This is a genomic window from Paraburkholderia sp. WC7.3g, assembly GCF_050436345.1.
Taxonomy (GTDB): domain Bacteria; phylum Pseudomonadota; class Gammaproteobacteria; order Burkholderiales; family Burkholderiaceae; genus Paraburkholderia; species Paraburkholderia podalyriae.
Map to the genome: position 1 here is coordinate 2448389 of NZ_JBNDMA010000002.1, position 17769 is coordinate 2466157.

General features: G+C 66.0%; 18 protein-coding genes. 14 read left to right on the forward strand and 4 right to left on the reverse strand.

Going from position 1 to position 17769, the window contains the following annotated elements; all coding sequences use genetic code 11:
- Positions 1-28: 28 nt before the first annotated feature.
- The 4 genes from OKW43_RS22670 (at position 29) to OKW43_RS22685 (ending at position 3526) form a co-directional block, all read left to right on the forward strand.
- Positions 29-514 (forward strand): PaaI family thioesterase, encoded by a 486-nt coding sequence (locus OKW43_RS22670; protein WP_187635247.1) that lies wholly within the window; start codon positions 29-31, stop codon positions 512-514.
- Positions 515-542: 28 nt separating this feature from the next.
- Complete coding sequence (locus tag OKW43_RS22675; RefSeq protein ID WP_429449970.1) at positions 543-1541, forward strand: NADP-dependent oxidoreductase; 999 nt, start codon at positions 543-545, stop codon at positions 1539-1541.
- Between the two features lie 52 nt (positions 1542-1593).
- Positions 1594-2475, forward strand: a complete 882-nt coding sequence (locus OKW43_RS22680) for an SDR family oxidoreductase (protein WP_429449972.1) — start codon at positions 1594-1596, stop codon at positions 2473-2475.
- Between the two features lie 91 nt (positions 2476-2566).
- Positions 2567-3526 (forward strand): alpha/beta hydrolase, encoded by a 960-nt coding sequence (locus tag OKW43_RS22685; protein WP_429449974.1) that lies wholly within the window; start codon positions 2567-2569, stop codon positions 3524-3526.
- Between the two features lie 69 nt (positions 3527-3595).
- Here OKW43_RS22685 and OKW43_RS22690 read toward each other — a convergent pair whose 3' ends face one another.
- Complete coding sequence (locus OKW43_RS22690) at positions 3596-4462, reverse strand: NRDE family protein (RefSeq protein WP_187635250.1); 867 nt, start codon at positions 4460-4462, stop codon at positions 3596-3598.
- Positions 4463-4619: 157 nt separating this feature from the next.
- Positions 4620-5672: a YgfZ/GcvT domain-containing protein gene (locus OKW43_RS22695; RefSeq protein ID WP_429449976.1), complete on the reverse strand. Its 1053-nt coding sequence runs from the start codon at positions 5670-5672 to the stop codon at positions 4620-4622.
- Positions 5673-6171: 499 nt separating this feature from the next.
- Between OKW43_RS22695 and mltG the strand changes: the two genes are divergently transcribed.
- From mltG to OKW43_RS22745, 10 genes are all read left to right on the forward strand, one after another.
- Positions 6172-7182: an endolytic transglycosylase MltG gene (gene mltG / locus OKW43_RS22700; RefSeq protein WP_429449978.1), complete on the forward strand. Its 1011-nt coding sequence runs from the start codon at positions 6172-6174 to the stop codon at positions 7180-7182.
- Positions 7182-7802, forward strand: a complete 621-nt coding sequence (gene tmk, locus OKW43_RS22705; RefSeq protein ID WP_429449980.1) for a dTMP kinase — start codon at positions 7182-7184, stop codon at positions 7800-7802. The genes mltG and tmk overlap by 1 nt, the downstream gene beginning before the upstream one ends.
- A 95-nt stretch (positions 7803-7897) precedes the next feature.
- Entirely contained in the window at positions 7898-8950 is a 1053-nt protein-coding gene (locus tag OKW43_RS22710; protein WP_429449982.1) for a DNA polymerase III subunit delta', read from the forward strand.
- A gap of 50 nt (positions 8951-9000) precedes the next feature.
- On the forward strand, positions 9001-9528 hold the full coding sequence (locus OKW43_RS22715; protein WP_429449984.1) for an N-acetyltransferase family protein: 528 nt from the start codon (positions 9001-9003) through the stop codon (positions 9526-9528).
- A 30-nt stretch (positions 9529-9558) separates the two neighbouring features.
- Positions 9559-10350, forward strand: coding sequence for a TatD family hydrolase (locus OKW43_RS22720; protein WP_187635256.1), 792 nt, complete (start codon positions 9559-9561; stop codon positions 10348-10350).
- A 53-nt stretch (positions 10351-10403) separates the two neighbouring features.
- Positions 10404-11126, forward strand: a complete 723-nt coding sequence (locus OKW43_RS22725; RefSeq protein WP_187635257.1) for an ankyrin repeat domain-containing protein — start codon at positions 10404-10406, stop codon at positions 11124-11126.
- Between the two features lie 218 nt (positions 11127-11344).
- Positions 11345-11701 carry a Rap1a/Tai family immunity protein gene (locus OKW43_RS22730; RefSeq protein ID WP_429449987.1) on the forward strand — a complete coding sequence of 119 codons (357 nt, stop codon included), beginning with the start codon at positions 11345-11347 and terminating at the stop codon, positions 11699-11701.
- A gap of 158 nt (positions 11702-11859) precedes the next feature.
- Positions 11860-13080, forward strand: coding sequence for a mechanosensitive ion channel family protein (locus OKW43_RS22735; protein WP_187635259.1), 1221 nt, complete (start codon positions 11860-11862; stop codon positions 13078-13080).
- Between the two features lie 166 nt (positions 13081-13246).
- A complete protein-coding gene (gene otsA / locus OKW43_RS22740; protein WP_187635260.1) occupies positions 13247-14659 on the forward strand; it encodes an alpha,alpha-trehalose-phosphate synthase (UDP-forming) in 1413 nt (470 codons plus the stop codon).
- A gap of 235 nt (positions 14660-14894) precedes the next feature.
- Entirely contained in the window at positions 14895-15962 is a 1068-nt protein-coding gene (locus OKW43_RS22745; RefSeq protein ID WP_187635261.1) for a glycosyltransferase family 4 protein, read from the forward strand.
- Positions 15963-16210: 248 nt separating this feature from the next.
- Here OKW43_RS22745 and OKW43_RS22750 read toward each other — a convergent pair whose 3' ends face one another.
- Together OKW43_RS22750 and OKW43_RS22755 are read right to left on the reverse strand one after the other, a co-directional pair.
- Positions 16211-16798: a BPSL1445 family SYLF domain-containing lipoprotein gene (locus OKW43_RS22750; protein WP_187635262.1), complete on the reverse strand. Its 588-nt coding sequence runs from the start codon at positions 16796-16798 to the stop codon at positions 16211-16213.
- 386 nt (positions 16799-17184) lie between these two features.
- Positions 17185-17634, reverse strand: a complete 450-nt coding sequence (locus OKW43_RS22755) for a hypothetical protein (RefSeq protein WP_429449990.1) — start codon at positions 17632-17634, stop codon at positions 17185-17187.
- Positions 17635-17769 lie beyond the last annotated feature (135 nt).

Consider the following 17769-nt stretch of genomic DNA (forward strand, 5'->3'; position numbering starts at 1 on the left):
GTCGGCTACGAAATCTGATACCTGAGCAATGACCGATCCATCCACCTCATCCAGAACGGGCCATGCATCGTTGCCCGAAAGCCCCTTCATCGACCGTCTCGGCGCGCAGTTGCTGTCCGCTGCCGATGGCGTCAGCGAAGTCGTGCTGCCGTTGCAGCGCGATCATATGAACACATGGGACGTCGCGCACGGCGGCGTCACGATGACGCTGGCCGACGTCGCGCTCGCGATGGCCGCGCGCAGTCTCGCGGGCGACGGTGTCGGCGTCGTCACCGTGGAGATGAAGGTCAACTTCATGCAGCCGGGCCGCGGCGAGTTGCGCGCGACCGGCCGCGTGTTGCATCGCTCGACGACGATGGCCTATTGCGAAGGCGAGATCCGCGACAGCGAAGGCCACTTCGTCGCCAAAGCGCTCGGCACCTTCAAGTACATGCGCCGCCTCGCGGTGGGCCGCGACGTCAGGCAACAGCGTCTGCGCAGTGACCCCGCGGCGAAGCCCGGTCCGAGCGACTGAGCCCCCAACAACCCAAGGAGACGACCGCATGGCCCAGATCAACCGCCAATTGCTGCTGGTTTCGCGCCCGCAAGGCGAGGCCACAGCCGATAACTTCAAGCTCGTCGAAACGCCGCTCGCGCCGCTCGCCGACGGCGAAGTGCGGGTGCGCAACCACTACCTGTCGCTCGATCCGTATATGCGCGGACGCATGAACGACAGCAAGTCGTACGCGCCGCCGCAGCCGTTGAACGAAGTGATGATCGGCGGCACGGTCGGCGAGGTCGTCGAGTCGAGGAATCCGAAGTTCGCGGTCGGCGACAAGGTCGTCGCGATGTTCGGCTGGCAGGAGTACGGCACGTCGAACGGCGCGGGCATGCAGAAGGTCGACGACACGCATGTGCCGCTGTCGGCGTATCTCGGCCCGGTCGGCATGCCGGGCGTCACCGCGTGGTACGGGCTGAACCGCATCATCGCGCCGAAGGCTGGCGAGACGGTGGTCGTCAGCGCGGCGAGCGGCGCGGTGGGCAGCGTGGTCGGTCAGCTCGCGAAGGCGGCGCGCGCGCGCGCGGTCGGCATCGCGGGCGGCGCGGACAAATGCCGCTATGTGGTCGACACGCTCGGCTTCGACGCGTGCATCGACTACAAGGCCGGTAACCTGTACCAGGACCTGAAGGCCGTGACGCCCGACGGTGTCGACGGCTATTTCGAGAATGTCGGCGGCGAGGTGCTCGACGCGACGCTCGCGCGCATGAACGCGTTCGGGCGCATCGCGCTGTGCGGCTTCATCGCGGGCTATGACGGCCAGCCGCTGCCACTCAGGCAACCGTCGCTGATGCTGACGCAACGGCTGCTGGTGCAGGGCTTTATCGTCAGCGAACATATGGACGTGTGGCCCGAGGCGCTCAAGCAGCTCGGCACGCTCGTCGCGCAGAAAAAGCTGCAGTATCGCGAGACGATCGCGCAAGGACTGGAAGCCGCGCCCGAGGCGTTCATCGGCTTGCTGAAGGGCAAGAACTTCGGCAAGCAACTGGTCAAGCTGATCTGAGCGCGACGTCATCACGCAACGACGAGCCGCCGCTCAACGAGGGAGTCACAGGATGTTCGAATTCGCAGGCAAGGTGGCGGTGATCACCGGCGCGGGCAGCGGCTTCGGCCGCGCGTTCGCGCACAAGGGCGCGGCGCTCGGCATGAAGCTCGTGCTCGCCGACGTCAACGCCGACGAGCTCGCGCAGACCGTCGACGCATTGCGCGAAGCCGGCGCCGACGCGATCGGCGTGCCGACCGACGTATCGAACCCCGCACAGGTCGAGGCGCTCGCGGAGGCCGCGCTCGCCACGTTCGGCAAGGTGCACGTGCTGTTCAACAACGCGGGCGTCGGCACTGGCGGCTTCCTGTGGGAGAACTCGGCCAACGACTGGTCGTGGGTGTTCGGCGTCAACGTGATGGGTGTCGCGCACGGTGTGCGCGTGTTCGCGCCGATCATGCTGGCGCAGAACGAGCCGGCGCATATCGTCAACACGGCATCGGTGGCGGGGCTGCTGGCGCCGCCGGCGATGGGCATCTACAACGCGTCCAAGCATGCGGTGGTGGCGCTGACCGAGACGCTCTATCACGACCTGAAGCTCGCGCAGGCCGGCACGGGCGGCGAGGTCGGCTGTTCGCTGCTGTGTCCCGCGTTCGTGCCGACCGGCATCGCGGACGCCGAGCGCGCGCGGCCCGACGCGCTGCGCAACGCGAGCCGGCCGACGCGCTCGCAGATCGCGGCCGGCAAGCAGTTGCAGCGTGCGGTGCAGTCGGGCAAGCTCACCGCCGATGATGTCGCCGACCTCGCGTTCGAGGCGATCGCGGCACGGCGTTTCTATATCATCACGCATCCGGGCATCATGGCGACCGTGAAGCTGCGTCACGAGGACATCGAGCAGTTGCGCGAGCCGTCCGATCCGATGTCGCTGAAGCCCGAGGTGAACAACGCGCAGTAGCGGGAGGCAGCTTGGCCGGCGCGCCGGCACCTGTGAATCTTCGGCGCACTTGCGCCGCCCAATGCGCGACGCGCATCACGTTGCCGAAACCATGCCGCTGAATCCAACGATCGAGCAGGTGCTCGACATGATCGCGCGGGCCAAACGCCCGCAGTATCACCAGATGAGCGCGCAAGCGGCACGCGCGTCGTACGAGAAAAGCGCGCCGATCCTCGAGATCGCGAGCGCGCCGATGTTTTCCGTTGAAGACCTGCGCGTGCCGACGCGCGACGGCGCGACGATCCGCGCGCGTCTCTACTTCCCGGTCGAGCCCAACTGGGCCGAGCCGATGCCGGCGTTCGTGTACTACCACGGCGGCGGCTTCACGGTCGGCAGCGTCGATACGCACGATGCGCTGTGCCGGATGTTCGCGCGCGACGGCCAGTGCGCGGTGCTGTCGGTCGATTACCGGCTCGCGCCCGAGCACAAGTTTCCGATCGCTGTCGACGATGCCTTCGACGCCCTCAGCTGGCTGCACGCGCACGCGGCGGAATTCGGCATCGACGGCACGCGGCTCGCGGTGGGCGGCGATAGCGCGGGCGGCACGCTCGCGACGGTCTGCGCGGTGCTCGCGCGCGAAGCCGGCATCGCACTCGCGCTGCAATTGCTGATCTATCCGGGCACGACCGGCCATCAACAGACCGACTCGCACTCCCGTCTCGCCGACGGCTTTCTGCTGTCGGGCGACACGATCCAGTGGTTTTTCGAGCACTACCTGCGCGGCAGTGGCGATCGTGACGACTGGCGTTTCGCGCCGCTCGACGGCGAGCGCGGCGCGCCCGATTTTCGCGGCGTCGCGCCCGCGTGGATCGCGACCGCCGAATACGATCCGCTCAGCGACGAGGGCGATGCGTATGCGCGGAAACTGCGCGCGCTCGGCAATCCGGTGACGCTCAAACGCTACGCCGGCATGATCCACGAGTTCTTCAAGATGGGCGGCTTCGTGCCCGAAGTCGCGCAGGCGCACGCGGATGCCGCGGCGGCGTTGCGCGCGGCATTCGGCATCGGCTGAAGGGGGGCGGTTCTCGCGAAGCGGTGAGCGGCCGGCGGCGAGCGCGCCGGCCAAGCGGAGATCAAGCGATCACGCCATGCTGATCCGGTCGCGCTCGACGTTAAACGCAAAGCTGCGCTCGAAATCGCCGGGCCGCACGATGCGGTGCGAGCCGTTGTCGTCGCTGCGTTCGGCTACCGCGACGCCGATCACGTCGCCATGGGCGGCGACGCGCAGCGCGGTGGTGCTGCGGGTGCCATAGTCCGGCGATTCGATGAACGCCGCCGACAGCACGCGCTCGCGCTCGAGCGGAATCCCGGTCGACGGCAATTCGTCGTCGCGCGCGAGTCGCGGATCGCGCATCAGATCGATCAACCGTTCGAGCGGCGGCATCGCATCGCGCGCGAGCAGCGTGCCGAGCTCGCCGCGCTTGGTGACGAGCTTCGGCCACGCGGTATCGAGCACCGCGTTCGAGATGCCGTGCGTGCCCGGCGCGAGCAGCGTGGGCCCGCTGTTGCCGTCGACGCTGCCGCGATTGCAGAACCACGCGAGCTCGCGACGCGTCCAGTCGCCGACCAGCAGATTGAAGCCGTTGTAGATGTCGCCGGTCTGCGCGACGTGCTGCAGATACGCGAGCGGCGTCTCGTGCGGATTGCCGTCGGCGTCGCGCGCGGTGCTAGTCAGCCAGTTGCTGACGAGCGTGCCGCGGGTCGGCGCATCGGCACGCATTTCGCCCGGCGCGCGGTAATTGGTCAGCGCGGCGAAGCGGCCGTCGCGCGACAGCCCGAGCCACGTGCCGCCGCCCACGAGATCACGGCCCGCCAGCACGGCCGGCGCGTCGCGCCACCAGCCGATCGGCTCGGCCGTGCGGCGGAAGAACTCGTCGCGATTGGCGGCGAGCGTGAACAGCGGACCATCGAGCGCATCAGGTCGCCAGTCGAAAACGATCAGGCACATCGGGGAGCATCTCCCGGTCAGAGCATGGGCCGGCCGCCCGATGCAGCAACGCAGGCGGCTAAAGAAAGCAGCAAAAGAAAGCGGCAAAAATCGGACGCGAATCAAGCAGCCAATAAAAACGGCGCCCGATCGCGCCGCTTTTTACCCTCTCCAACGATCAGACTTCGGCCGGCAGCCCGTAGGGCAGCGTCAGGAAGCGCAGCGCGGGGCCGTCGGCCGCGCCGACATGCACGCTGCCGCTGTCCAGCGCCGTCAGCTTGATCTCGACCAGCAGATCGACGCCGCCGCCTTGTGCCGACGCCGCGTTGACGATCATCCCGCACGGCTGGCCCGGATCATCCGATTGGAACAGCTCGATGCCGGGGCGCACCGTGTCAAGTTCGCCGGCGACGTTGGCGAGCGATGTGCGTCGCTTGATCGTGCCGCGATACTGGCTGCGCGCGACCACTTCCTGACCCGGATAGCAGCCCTTGCGGAAATTGACCGCGCCGAGCACGTCGAAGTTGACCATTTGCGGCACGAACTGCTCGACGACCGGCTGTGTGATGCGCGGTTCGCCCGCGCGGATGTCGAGCCAGTCCCAAACCGCCGGCGACACGCGCTTGAGCTTGTCATCGAGCGACGGCAGCAGCGCTTCGACCTGCGCCTTCGGCCCGATCCACAGATAGCGCAGCCGCTCCAACGCATCCGGCACGCGGATCAGCGTGCCGGCCGCGCCGTCGACCTGCACGTGCACACCGTCGGGCAGCGCGTCGAACACGCCGGACAGTGCGCCGCGCACGTCGCCCGCGAGGCCGATCACGGCGAGCTCGCCGCTGACGTCCACGAGCTTGGCCTTTGCGCGCAGCACGAACATCGACAGACGCTTTTGCGCCGCGGCCTGCACGTCTTTCGACACCAGCAGGCGGATCGTGTCGCCGCTGCGCCAGCTGAGGAACGACGCAAGCAGCCGGCCCTTGGCCGAGCAGTAGCCGGCGAGGCGCGCGTTCGCGGCATCGAGATGCTGGACGTCGTTGGTCAACTGGGCGTGCAGGAAGCTCGCCGCGTCGTCGCCGGTCGTGTCGATCACGCCGAACTGCGGCAGCGGCATGTAGGCGCCATGCTGGAGCACGGCGGCGAATTCTTCGGCCGACGGGCGCGGCAGGATGGGCAGGGCGGCGGGAGCGTGAGCTGAAGCGTTACCCGATGCACTAACGAGCGGTGTGTTCATGGATTCCGGGAACAGTCAGTTCTGACTTGGGCTAGGGCAAACAGTCATTATATTCAGTCCAGCCCTGTCGCGTTTCGCATGTCCCTGGCGAATGAAGGCTTTCCGAGAGCCTTACGCGGCAGGGGTTTGCACGTTATCACCCTCCGGCTGTGCCCATGTTGGCGTGGTCTGCCAGAGAGTGGAGGGCAAGATGGGCGGATGCGCGGCTGTCATTCCGTGGGCGGCGTGGCCGGTGCCATGCCTGGAAATTATTTTGCTCGGGAATTGTCCGAAGCTGTGCAACTCAGACCTACGTCGTGACAGCGTACGACTCGAGTACCATCGGGCCGACGCCAGCGGATTTCATACCGGCGGTGACCATCTAGTGCCCGCATCTATACAATACAGGTCGCAAAAGGCCGAAAGGGCTGCAAAACGGCACCGTCCCCATGTTGACCGACGCAAGACTTTCCCGTTAAAAATCAGTTCGTTGCCATCTAAACGCTAATTCTCTCCTGTCGTGTCCCTTCTGAAGAAATGTTTCGTCGCCGGCGCGCTCGTCGTTGTGCTGGCCGCGGCGGCCATCGCCGCTGGATACTACTGGGCCACCCGCCCGCTCGAATTGACCCCGGCGCAACTCGACGTCACCGTCAAGCCGCACAGCAGCCTGCGCAGCGTCGCGCTGCAGCTCAATCGCGGCGGCGTGCCGGTCGAACCCGAGCTGTTCATCGCGATGACGCGGCTGCTCGGGCTGCAAAGCGAACTGAAGTCCGGCAATTACGAGTTCAAGAGCGGCATCACGCCCTACGAGGTGCTGCAGAAAATCGCCCGCGGCGACGTCAACGAATACGTGGCGACGGTCATCGAAGGCTGGACCTTCAAGCATATGCGCGCCGAACTCGACGCGAATCCCGCGCTCAAGCACGACACGCTCGGCATGAGCGACGCCGATCTGATGAGCGCAATCGGCGCGCCGGAGGCGTCGATCGGCAACGGCGAAGGGCTGTTCTTCCCCGATACCTACCTGTTCGACAAGGGCACGAGCGACCTCGACATCTACCGCCGCGCGTACCGGCTGATGCGCGTGCGTCTCGATGAGGCGTGGCTCGCGCGCGCGCCGAACCTGCCATACAAAACGCCATACGACGCGCTGACGATGGCGTCGATCATCGAAAAGGAAACCGGCAAGGCGTCCGACCGGGCCCTCGTCGCCGCGGTGTTCGCCAACCGTCTGCGCGCCGGCATGCCGCTACAGACCGACCCGACCGTGATCTACGGGATGGGCGACAGCTTCGCCGGCCACATCAGGAAGAAAGACCTGCAGACCGACACTCCCTACAATACCTACACCCGCATGGGCTTGCCGCCGACGCCGATCTCGCTGCCGAGCGTCGCGTCGCTGCAGGCGGCGATGAACCCGGCGCAGAGCAACGCGCTGTACTTCGTGTCGCGCGGCGACGGCAGCAGCATCTTTTCTGACACCCTCGGCGAACACAACAAGGCCGTGGACAAATACATTCGAGGGCAATGATGGCGCGCGGCAAATTCATTACGTTTGAAGGCATCGACGGCGCGGGCAAGACCACTCATCTGGGCTGGTTCCGCGAACGGCTCGAGGCCAGGCTCGCGCCGAGCGGTCGCTCGGTCGTGATGACGCGCGAGCCGGGCGGCACGCCGCTCGGCGAGCAGATCCGCGAGATCGTGCTGCACCAGAAGATGGACCTCGAAACCGAGGCGCTGTTGATGTTCGCGCTGCGCCGCCAGCATCTGGCCGAGGTGATCGAGCCGGCTCTCGCGCGCGGCGACTGGGTGCTGTCCGACCGTTTCACCGACGCCACTTTTGCGTACCAGGGCGGCGGCCGCGGCTTGCCGCGCGACAAGCTGGAGGCGCTCGAGCGCTGGGTGCAGGGCGGTTTCCAGCCGGATTTGACCGTGCTGTTCGACCTGCCGCCGGCCGTCGCCAGCCAGCGACGCAGCGCGGCGCGCAATCCGGATCGTTTCGAGAGCGAGTCGGCGGCGTTTTTCGAGCGCACGCGTGCCGAATACATGCGCCGTGCCGAAGAAGCGCCGTATCGATTCGCTATCATCGACTCTTCGAAGAGCATCGTGCGAATTCAGAAGCAGCTTGAGGAATTGATTGCAACCGTCTGATTTCAAAGTAATATAAGTTGCTCTTATACTCCTGCTCGATGTTCGTGCAACCTCTGAAATAACGTTCTGATCCTATTGATTCAAAAAGATAAACGATGATCTATCCGTGGCAAGCCGATGACTGGGACCGCCTGCGGCAGCTGCGCGGCCACTGGCCGCACGCGTTGTTGCTGCACGGCCAGGCTGGCATCGGCAAGCTGCGCTTCGCGCAGCACGTCGCGCAGGGTCTGCTGTGCGAGGCGCCGCAGCCAAACGGCGAGCCGTGCGGCGCGTGCGTGGCCTGCAACTGGTTCGCGCAGGGCAATCATCCCGACTACCGCATCGTCGTGCCGGAGGCGCTCGCCGCCGAAGCCGGTCTCGCGAACGCCGCCAACGGCGTCGACGACAAAGCCGAAAAGTCCGACAAGGCCGATGGCGATGAAACCAGGAAAACCCGCGCGGCGAGCAAGGAAATCAAGATCGAACAGATCCGCGGTCTGCTCGACTTCGTCGGCGTCGGTTCGCATCGCGGCGGCGCGCGCGTGGTCGTGCTGTATCCGGCCGAGGTGCTCAACGTCGCGGCCGCCAATGCGTTATTGAAGACGCTCGAAGAGCCGCCCGCGAGCGTCGTGTTCCTGATGGTGTCGGCGCGTATCGACCGTTTGCTGCCCACCATCATCAGCCGCTGCCGTCAGTGGCCGATGAGCGTGCCCGCGCCGGACACCGCGGCGCAATGGCTCGCCGCGCAAGGCATCGACGCCGCCGCCGCGCTGCTTGCCGAAGCGGGCGGCGCGCCGCTCGCCGCGCTCGCGCTCGCCAGCGACGAAAACCGTCCGCTGCGCGACTGGACGCTCAGGCAGCTCGCGGCCGGCGCCGGATGTGACGCATTCGCGTGCGGCGAGACGCTGCAGAAGCTGCCGGTGCCGGTCGTGCTCGGCTGGCTGCAGCGCTGGATGTACGATCTGCTCGCGCAGCGCACCGCCGGCGCGCCGCGATATTTCCCGCAGGCGTCGGCCGCGCTCGCGCGTTGCGCCGCGGCAGCCGACGCCAATGCATTCGCGCGTTTTCTGCGCACGGTCACGCGCCAGCGCGCCGTCGAAAACCATCCGCTGAACGCACGGCTCGTGTTCGAGGAACTGTTCATCGGCTATCGGGCGCTGTTTGCGTGAACCCGCAGCCGGGGAAGCCTTTCGGTCTTTTTTGATTCAAGCCAACTGACATGAGCCTTTGCTACCGCGACGCCACGCTCGACGATCTGCCCGCGATCGTCGCCATCTACAATTCGACGATCCCGTCGCGCCAGGTCACCGCGGACCTCGAACCGGTCAGCGTCGAGAGCCGGCAAGCGTGGTTTCACGCGCACGCCCCGCACAAGCGGCCGCTGTGGGTGGTCGAGGATCCGAAACAGGCGGGCCGCGTGATCGCGTGGCTCAGCTTTTCCGATTTTTATGGCCGGCCGGCCTATCAGCGCACCGCCGAAGTCAGCATCTATCTCGACGAAAGCGCCCGCGGCCAAGGGCTCGGCAAGCAACTGCTGGCCGCGTCGCTCGACGCGGCACCGGGTCTCGGCATCGACACGGTGCTCGGCTTCGTCTTCGGTCACAATGAAGCGAGCGTGCGGCTGTTCCGCGGCTTCGGCTTCGACGCATGGGGCACGCTGCCGCGCGTCGCGGTGCTGGACGGCGTCGAGCGCGATCTGGTAATTCTTGGCAAGCGCCTTGCACACGCAAACTCGCACGCCGACTGAGCGCAAGCCCATTTTTCGCAGGACCTGACCATGTTTGTCGATTCGCACTGCCATATCAACTTCGAAGGACTCGCGGACCGTCTGCCGCAACTGCTCGACAACATGCGCAGCCATTCGGTCTCGCACGCGCTGTGCGTGTCGGTGGATCTCGAGACGCTGCCGTCGGTGCTGGACATCGCCAGCCGCTATGACAACGTGTACGCGTCGGTCGGTGTGCATCCCGATCATGAGCACATGCGCGAGCCGAGCGTGGCCGAGCTGGTCGAACTGGCCGCGCACCCGAAGGTCGTCGCGATCGGTGAAACCGGGCTCGACTACTACCGCCTCGAAGGCCGCTCGATCGCCGACATGGAGTGGCAGCGCGAGCGCTTTCGCACGCACATCCGCGCCGCGCACGCAACGAACAAGCCGCTGATCATCCACACGCGTTCGTCTTCGGAAGATACGTTGCGCATCATGGCCGAGGAGCGCGCGGGCGAGCCGGGCGGCGTCATGCATTGCTTCACCGAACCGTGGGCCATCGCCGAGCAGGCGCTCGCGCAGAATTTTTACATTTCGCTGTCGGGCATCGTCACGTTCAAGAACGCGACCGACGTGCAGGAGGTCGCGCGCCGCGTGCCGCTCGACCGTTTGCTGATCGAGACCGACTCGCCGTATCTGGCGCCGGTGCCGTATCGCGGCAAACCGAATGAACCTGCGTACGTCAGTTATGTCGGACGCTTCATCGCGCAGCAACGCGAGATGTCGGACGAGGCGCTGGCCGCCGCCACCACGCAAAACTTTTTCAGGCTGTTCAGAAGCGCCGCGCCGCTCGCAATCTGAACAAAAAAAGCGCAATAACATCAAAGAGATAGGAAGACTTCCTAAAGTACCATATGAAAAATATTTCGACGTCGTCCGCTGCTTTCCAACCGCTGTCCGCCGGGCCGACCGCCCGGGCTCTCGCGCCCGCGCGCCGTCTCGCGTGTGCCGCCGCGCTCGCATGCGCGGCGCTGGTCGCGGTGCCGGTGCACGCGGCGCCGATCGACTCGCTGATCAAGTCGGTCAAGTTCGACGACGTGGACGGTGTCAACAAGCTGCTCGCGAAGGGGATGGACCCGAACAGCGTCGACAATCAGGGCATGCCGCTGCTCGTGATCGCCGCGCGCGAGAAATCGGACAAGGTCGCGGCCGCGCTGCTCGCGAATCCGAAGACCGATATCGAGATGCAGGACAAGGCCGGCGAAAACGCGCTGATGATGGCCTCGCTGGCCGGCGACCTGAGCCTGGTGAACCTGCTGATCGCGAAGGACGCCGAGGTCAACAAGAAGGGCTGGGCGCCGCTGCACTACGCGGCCGCGAACGGCCACGACGACATCGTCAAGGTGCTGCTCGACCACTCGGCCTACGTCGACGCGGGCTCGCCCAACGGTACCACGCCGCTGATGATGGCCGCGCGCGGCGGGCACGTGTCGACCGTCAAGCTGTTGCTCGACAACGGCGCGGACCTGTCGGTGAAAAACCAGATCGGCATGACGGCGCTTGATTTCGCGAAGACCTACAAGGAGCCGGATGTCGTCGAGGGACTCACGGCGCGCATGCAGCAGCAGAAGCAATGACGCTGACGGCAGGCGGCCGGATGCGCCCGTGACGCCCGCGACGCGTCACGCGCGTCGCGCGGTCGTGTCGTGTTGCGGCCGTTTTGTCCAACCCGCGCGGCAGCCGGCCTGCTGCCGCCGCATAAAACAGTGCAGAATGACGACTTCGGCGCGCCGCGCGGCGCGCCGTCCGGACGCGGCAGAAGACCGCGTGATAAACAACCCTGGAAAGGAACACCATGCTGCGGGCTTTGATTTTCGCCGGCGCGCTTGCCTTGCCGCTTTCGGCAGCCGCGTTTACGGGAGGCGACCTCAACAAGCTGTGCACCAAGACGGATGTGGCTTCGCGTAGCGCCTGCGCGGCCTACATCGAAGGCGCGGCCGATGGCATCTTCAACACGATCGATGCGATCGGCGGCACTACCGGTCCGCGTGTCGGCCAGTATTTCTGCCTGCCGCCGGATGCGCGCTCGGCGCAGTTGACCGACGCGGTGCGCAAGTACATCGCCGAGAACCCGACCGCCGCGGGCTACAACGCGAGCACCGCGATATCGCTGGGACTCGGCAAGGCGTTTCCGTGCAAGAGCGGCGGCTGATCGATCACCGCCGCGCATCGAAGAACCCGTTGTAACGCCCAGGCGCCGTCGTGCGCCCCGGGTGTCGAGGTCATCGCTCCCGCCGGGGGCCTGCCCCTGGATGTCAGTAGTCCCGCAGGCGCGCCGCCGCTGATCGAGCCCGGAGGAAGATGCCCGCTATGCCTACTATCGACTTCTACCGCATGGCCGCCGCGCCGCTGCATACGTGGTTGGGCACGCTGATCGTGACGGCCATCGTGACGATCGTGACCATCGCCATTCACCGCTTGGGCGCGCGGATCGTGATGCGTCTCGCGCAGCCGCATGCGGTGACGAGCGTCGTGCTGCGCTATATCGACAAGCCGTCGCTGTTCGCTCTCGTGATCCTCGTGTTCGCGTGGGTCTGGTCCGAGGCGCCCAATACCCTCAACTTCATCGAACCGGTGCGCGACGTCACCGGCATCGCACTGATCGCCGCGCTCACGTGGCTGTCGGTCCGCTCGGCCGCGGCGATCGGCGAAGCGATCATCCGCGCCCATCCGCTCGATTCCGCCGATAACCTGCAGGCGCGCCGCATCCATACGCAGGCGCGCGTGCTCGCGCGCTCGGTGATGATCGTGATCGTGATCATCGGCGTGGGCGGCGCGCTGATGACCTTGCCCAATGTGCGGCAGATCGGCGCGAGCCTGCTGGCGTCGGCGGGTGTCGCCGGTCTGGTCGCCGGTATCGCGGCGCGGCCGGTGCTTGGCAACCTGATCGCCGGTTTGCAGATTGCGCTGTCGCAGCCGATCCGCCTCGACGACGTCGTCGTGATCCAGAACGAGTGGGGGCGCATCGAGGAGATCACCGGCACTTACGTGTCGGTGCGGCTGTGGGACCAGCGCCGGCTGATCGTGCCGCTCCAATGGTTTATCGAAAATCCGTTCTCGAACTGGACGCGCAGCAGCTCGCAGATCATCGGCACCGTGTTCCTGTTCGTCGATTACCGGATGCCGCTCGCGCCGTTGCGCGAGGAGCTCGCGCGCATCGTCGAGAACGCGCCCGAATGGGACCGCCGCGTGCAGGTGTTGCAGGTGACGGACTGCACCGAGCGCGCGATGCAGTTGCGCGCCCTCGTCAGCGCGCCCGATTCCGGCCTCGCGTGGGACCTGCGCTGCCGCGTGCGCGAAGGGCTGCTCGATTTCGTTCACCGGCATTACCCGGAATATTTGCCGCGCGCGCGCGCCGAGGTGTCGGCGGAACTGGAGACCAGCGGCGCTGGCCCGAGCGACTGGCTGCCGCGCAGCCGGCAGGCGCCGGCCGGCAGCACCGCCGCGCACACCGAAGCGGATCCGGTGGCGAGCCGCATCGGCCGCACTGGCGATGCCGGGGTCGCGCGGAAGGCGAAAGAGCAGGCTTAGCCGCGCATCGCGCATCGCATCGGGCGTAGGGAGTAGGGCGAGCCGCAAGCGGCGGGCGCGCTCGCGCGATGCGATGCGGGGCACGCCGATTGCTACTATGGGGAGCGTTATGCTCGCTCAGACAGCGCGGCGCACCGGAGCACAAGAACTACGGAGGACATCGACTATGGGCCGACTGATCGTCGTGTCGAATCGGGTCGCGACGCCGACGGAGACCAAGGGATCGGCGGGCGGGCTCGCAGTCGGCGTATTCGGCGCGCTGAAGGATGCCGGCGGCGTCTGGTTCGGCTGGAGCGGCGACGTGGTCAGCGAGACGATCGCCAACGCGGGGCCGACGCTCGAACAGGACGGCGCGGTGACCTTCGCGACCGTCGGCCTCACGCGCAAGGACTACGACCAGTACTATCGCGGCTTCTCGAACGCGACGCTGTGGCCGGTATTCCACTACCGCAACGACCTCGCGCGCTACGAGCGCGACGAGTACGCGGGCTACCGGCGCGTCAATGCGTGGCTCGCGCACAAGCTGGTCAAGCTGCTCGAACCCGACGACATCATCTGGATTCACGACTACCATCTGATTCCGTTCGCCGAGGCGCTGCGCAGCGAGGGGGTGACGAACCGCATCGGCTTTTTCCTGCACATTCCGTTTCCCGCGCCGCAGATCCTGCTCAACATTCCGCCGCACGAGGAGCTCGCGAAGTCGCTGTCGTGCTACGACCTGCTCGGGTTCCAGACCGCTACCGACCAGCAGGCGTTCCACGACTACGTGACGCGTCACGCGCGCGGCACGGTCGGCGCGGACGGCATCGTCGAGGCGTTCGGGCGCAAGCTGCGCACCGGCGTCTACCGGATCGGCGTGTTCCCCGACGAAATCGCCGAGCAGGCCAAGCGCTACGAAAGCCGCCAGCACGTGCTCGACCTGAAGCAAAGCCTCGAAGGGCGCAAGCTGGTCATGAGCGTCGACCGGCTCGATTATTCGAAGGGACTCGTCGAGCGTTTTCGCGCGTTCGAGCTGCTGCTCGAACGCTCGCCCGAATGGCGCGGCAACGTCACGCTCGTGCAGATCGCGCCGCCGACGCGCTCGGACGTCGCGACCTATCAGAAGATCCGCCACGATCTCGAATACGAGGCGGGGCGGATCAACGGCCGCTACTCGGGGCTCGATTACACGCCGATCCGCTATCTGAACCAGCAGTACGACCGCTGGAAGCTGATGTCGCTGTTCCGCGAGTCGCAGATCGGCTTCGTCACACCGCTGCACGACGGCATGAACCTCGTCGCGAAGGAGTACGTCGCCGCGCAGAATCCCGACGATCCCGGCGTGCTCGTGCTGTCGATTTTCGCGGGCGCCGCGGCCGAGCTGTCCGGCGCGCTGCTCGTCAATCCGCACGACGCGATCGGCATGTGCGAAGCCTTGCAACGCGCGCTGCAGATGCCGCTCGATGCGCGCCAGCGGCGTCACGAGGTCAACATGGCCGCGCTGCGCAAGAACGATCTCGGCGTGTGGCGCGACACCTTCCTCGATGATCTGCGCAGCATGCCGGTGCGCCCGTCTGGCGAGGGCAGCGGCCACACGTGACGGCGCGGGGAGGGTCCAAAGCCCGGCGTCACCGGATGTAAGCCGCGTGTAACAGCACCGAGCAATTGCAAGACCTGCGGCCTTCGCGCCGATGCCAGGGAATAATGACCCTAGCGACGATGCATCCGATGCCGATGCGCCGCGTGCATTGATCCAAAGTCATGGCACTGTCATACTCGTCGTCGCCGACGGCATCGCTTTTCGCGCGCCAGTCGTCGGTCCATGGAGACACAATATGAAAATTGCGCAGATCGCCCCGCTGACCGAATCGGTGCCACCGAAACTTTACGGCGGCACCGAGCGTGTCGTGTCGTACATCACCGAGGCGCTGGTCGAGCAGGGCCACGACGTCACGCTGTTCGCGAGCGGCGACTCCGTCACCAGCGCGAAGCTCGAAGCGGTGTGGCCGCGCGCGCTGCGCCTCGATCCGGGCATTCGCGACCGCATCGCGCCGCATATGCTGCTGATGGAACTCGTGCGCCGCCAGGCCGAAGAGTTCGACGTGCTGCATTTCCACCTCGACTACTACTCGTTCTCGGTATTCAAGCGGCAGGACACGCCGTTCGTCACGACGATGCACGGCCGGCTCGATCTGCCCGAGCAGCAGCCGGTGTTCGACACGTTCAACACCGCGCCCGTGATCTCGATTTCGAATGCGCAGCGTCATCCGCTGCCGCAGGCGCGCTGGCTCACCACGGTCTATCACGGCCTGCCGGAACAGCTCTATACGCCGCAACCGGTCGAGCAGAAGTACCTCGCGTTTCTCGGCCGGATTTCGCCGGAAAAGCGCGTCGATACGGCGATCCGCATCGCGGGCCGGTGCGGCTTGCCGATCCGCATCGCCGCCAAGGTCGATGCGGCCGACAGCGAATACTTCGAGCGCGATATCCGGCCGTTGCTCGACCTGCCGTACGTCGAGTACATCGGCGAGATTGCCGATCATCAGAAGGCCGAGTTCTTGTCAGGCGCGCATGCGCTGCTGTTTCCGATCGACTGGCCGGAGCCATTCGGTCTCGTGATGATCGAGGCGATGGCGTGCGGCACGCCGGTGATCGCGTTCAATCGCGGCTCGGTGCCCGAAGTGCTCGAAGAGGGCGTGACCGGCTTTATCGTCGAGGACGAGATCGGCGCGGTGGCGGCCGTGAACCGGCTGCACAAGGTGCCGCGCGCGGGCGTGCGGCGGCGCTTCGAGGAACGCTTCACGTCGCACCGGATGGCGCGTCAGTATGTGGAGGCGTATCAGTCGGTGATTCGCGCGCAGAAGCGCTCGAGGTTCACGGTGGTCGATTCGTCGGGCGGTTGACGCGGGATCGTTGGGACGTGTCGAAGCATAGGACGGCGGTGCGTGACGCGCAGCGCCGTTTTTTTTTCGCGCTTGAGATTTATTTCGCGCCTGGCCGGCGGCATCGGCATCACACAACTAAAAGACCGCGCGACGACCCGCACAGGGTCCTCCGCGCAGCCTTCGCCGCGATGCGATCCGGATGCAACACCTGCGCGCGCGTCGGGGTGCGCGCGCACGGGTTCAGCCAGGCGTGCCAATGAACGCGCTCAGATCTTCAGCCGCGAGACCTTCGTGCCTTGCAGCGACACGTCGCCCATCAGGCCCGCGTTGGTCATCACGAAAACCTGCACCGGCGCGGTGGCCGTGGTGGTGTCGACGGCGCCGTTCGCGCCGATCTTCACGAGCGCGACCGATGCATCGACGCCGGCCGACCAGCCGTTCGCGTTGCGGAATTTGTCGAGCGAATCCTGCGTCATGAACAGGAAGATGATCGCCTTCGACTGCGCACCCGCCTGCAAGCCGAACGAGCCCGACGCGGTGCTGTAGTAGCCGACCGTCGCGCCGCCCACCCGCAAGGCGCCTTCGCCATACTGGCCGCCGACGATCAAGCCCGCCTGCAGCACCGACGGGAACACCAGCACGCCGCGCGCCTTCGACACCAGCTCGCGCGAGCCCGGCACGGTCGTGAACAGCTTGGACAGCGTGCCGTCGACGCTGGCGTCGATCGACTGTCGTTTCGAGGCGTCGACATGAGCATTGTCCGGCGTGTTGCCCGTGGTCGTGCACCCGGCGAGTGCGAGGCCTCCGAAAGCAAGCGCAGCGGTCGTCTTCAACATGAAGTGTCGTCTTTGCATCGTTTTTCTCCGTCATGGATCCGGGGCGCAACCGTGTGGTGTCGCCTGGTTGCCTTTAAGTTATAACACACGGCGGTTTAAAAGGCGTATTGCATGGCGACGCTAAAAGCCTTATGTGACAAGGGTTTAAGGCTGATCGCAACAGCTTCGTCAGTAATTTTGACCGGCCGTGCGCGTGACGTCGGAACATGCGTCGAGCAATGATTGGACGGGAGCAAAGCCGACCGGCGCCCGGACGCGGCGATTTAGGGGACCCTTCGACGCGGCCATGCGACGCGCCGGTTTTTACCGATTTTCGCGTCGCGCGGCGGGCCTTCCACGTGGAGAACGGACATGTTGTTTCGACGCGTCGAATCGCAGCAGAGTGCAAGCGGCACAGTGGCCGTTCAACCGTGATTCGCCGGACTCTTGATCGCGGGCGGGCGCCGCAGCGCGCGCCGCACCATGCCGATGATCACGCCGATCGCGAACAGGATCGCCGCCGGCACGACCCAATAGCCGACGAACGCGTGCCACAGATAAGAGACCAGCGTTGAGCGGCGCACGCTGTATTCGTTGATGGCGTCCTGCTGGCGCGGCGCGTTGGCGGCCAGCACGTCGGCCGGGCAGCCGGCGGCTTTTGCCTCGTCGGGCTTGCCGTGGCAATGCGCGGGCGCGCCGGCGGCGCGCTGCGCGCCGGTGAAAGTCCAGGTGGTCAGCGCGCGGTCGAGATCGACCGCGTTGTACGACATTTCCTCACGGACCTCGTTGACCGCGACGATCGCCACGGGTACGGCCCAAAATATGATGACCAGCAACCACCGCCTTAACCAGCGGTTTTTATGCTTCGATACCATCTTTGCCTCCAATCGATGCTCAGTAGCACCAACGACAAGATGGCGGCCCGCGTAGTTGACTGTTCTATATATGAGGGTGGGCCGTCTCCGCAGCCATCATAGAAGAAAACGGCGCGTTGCGGCGGGTGGGCCGCG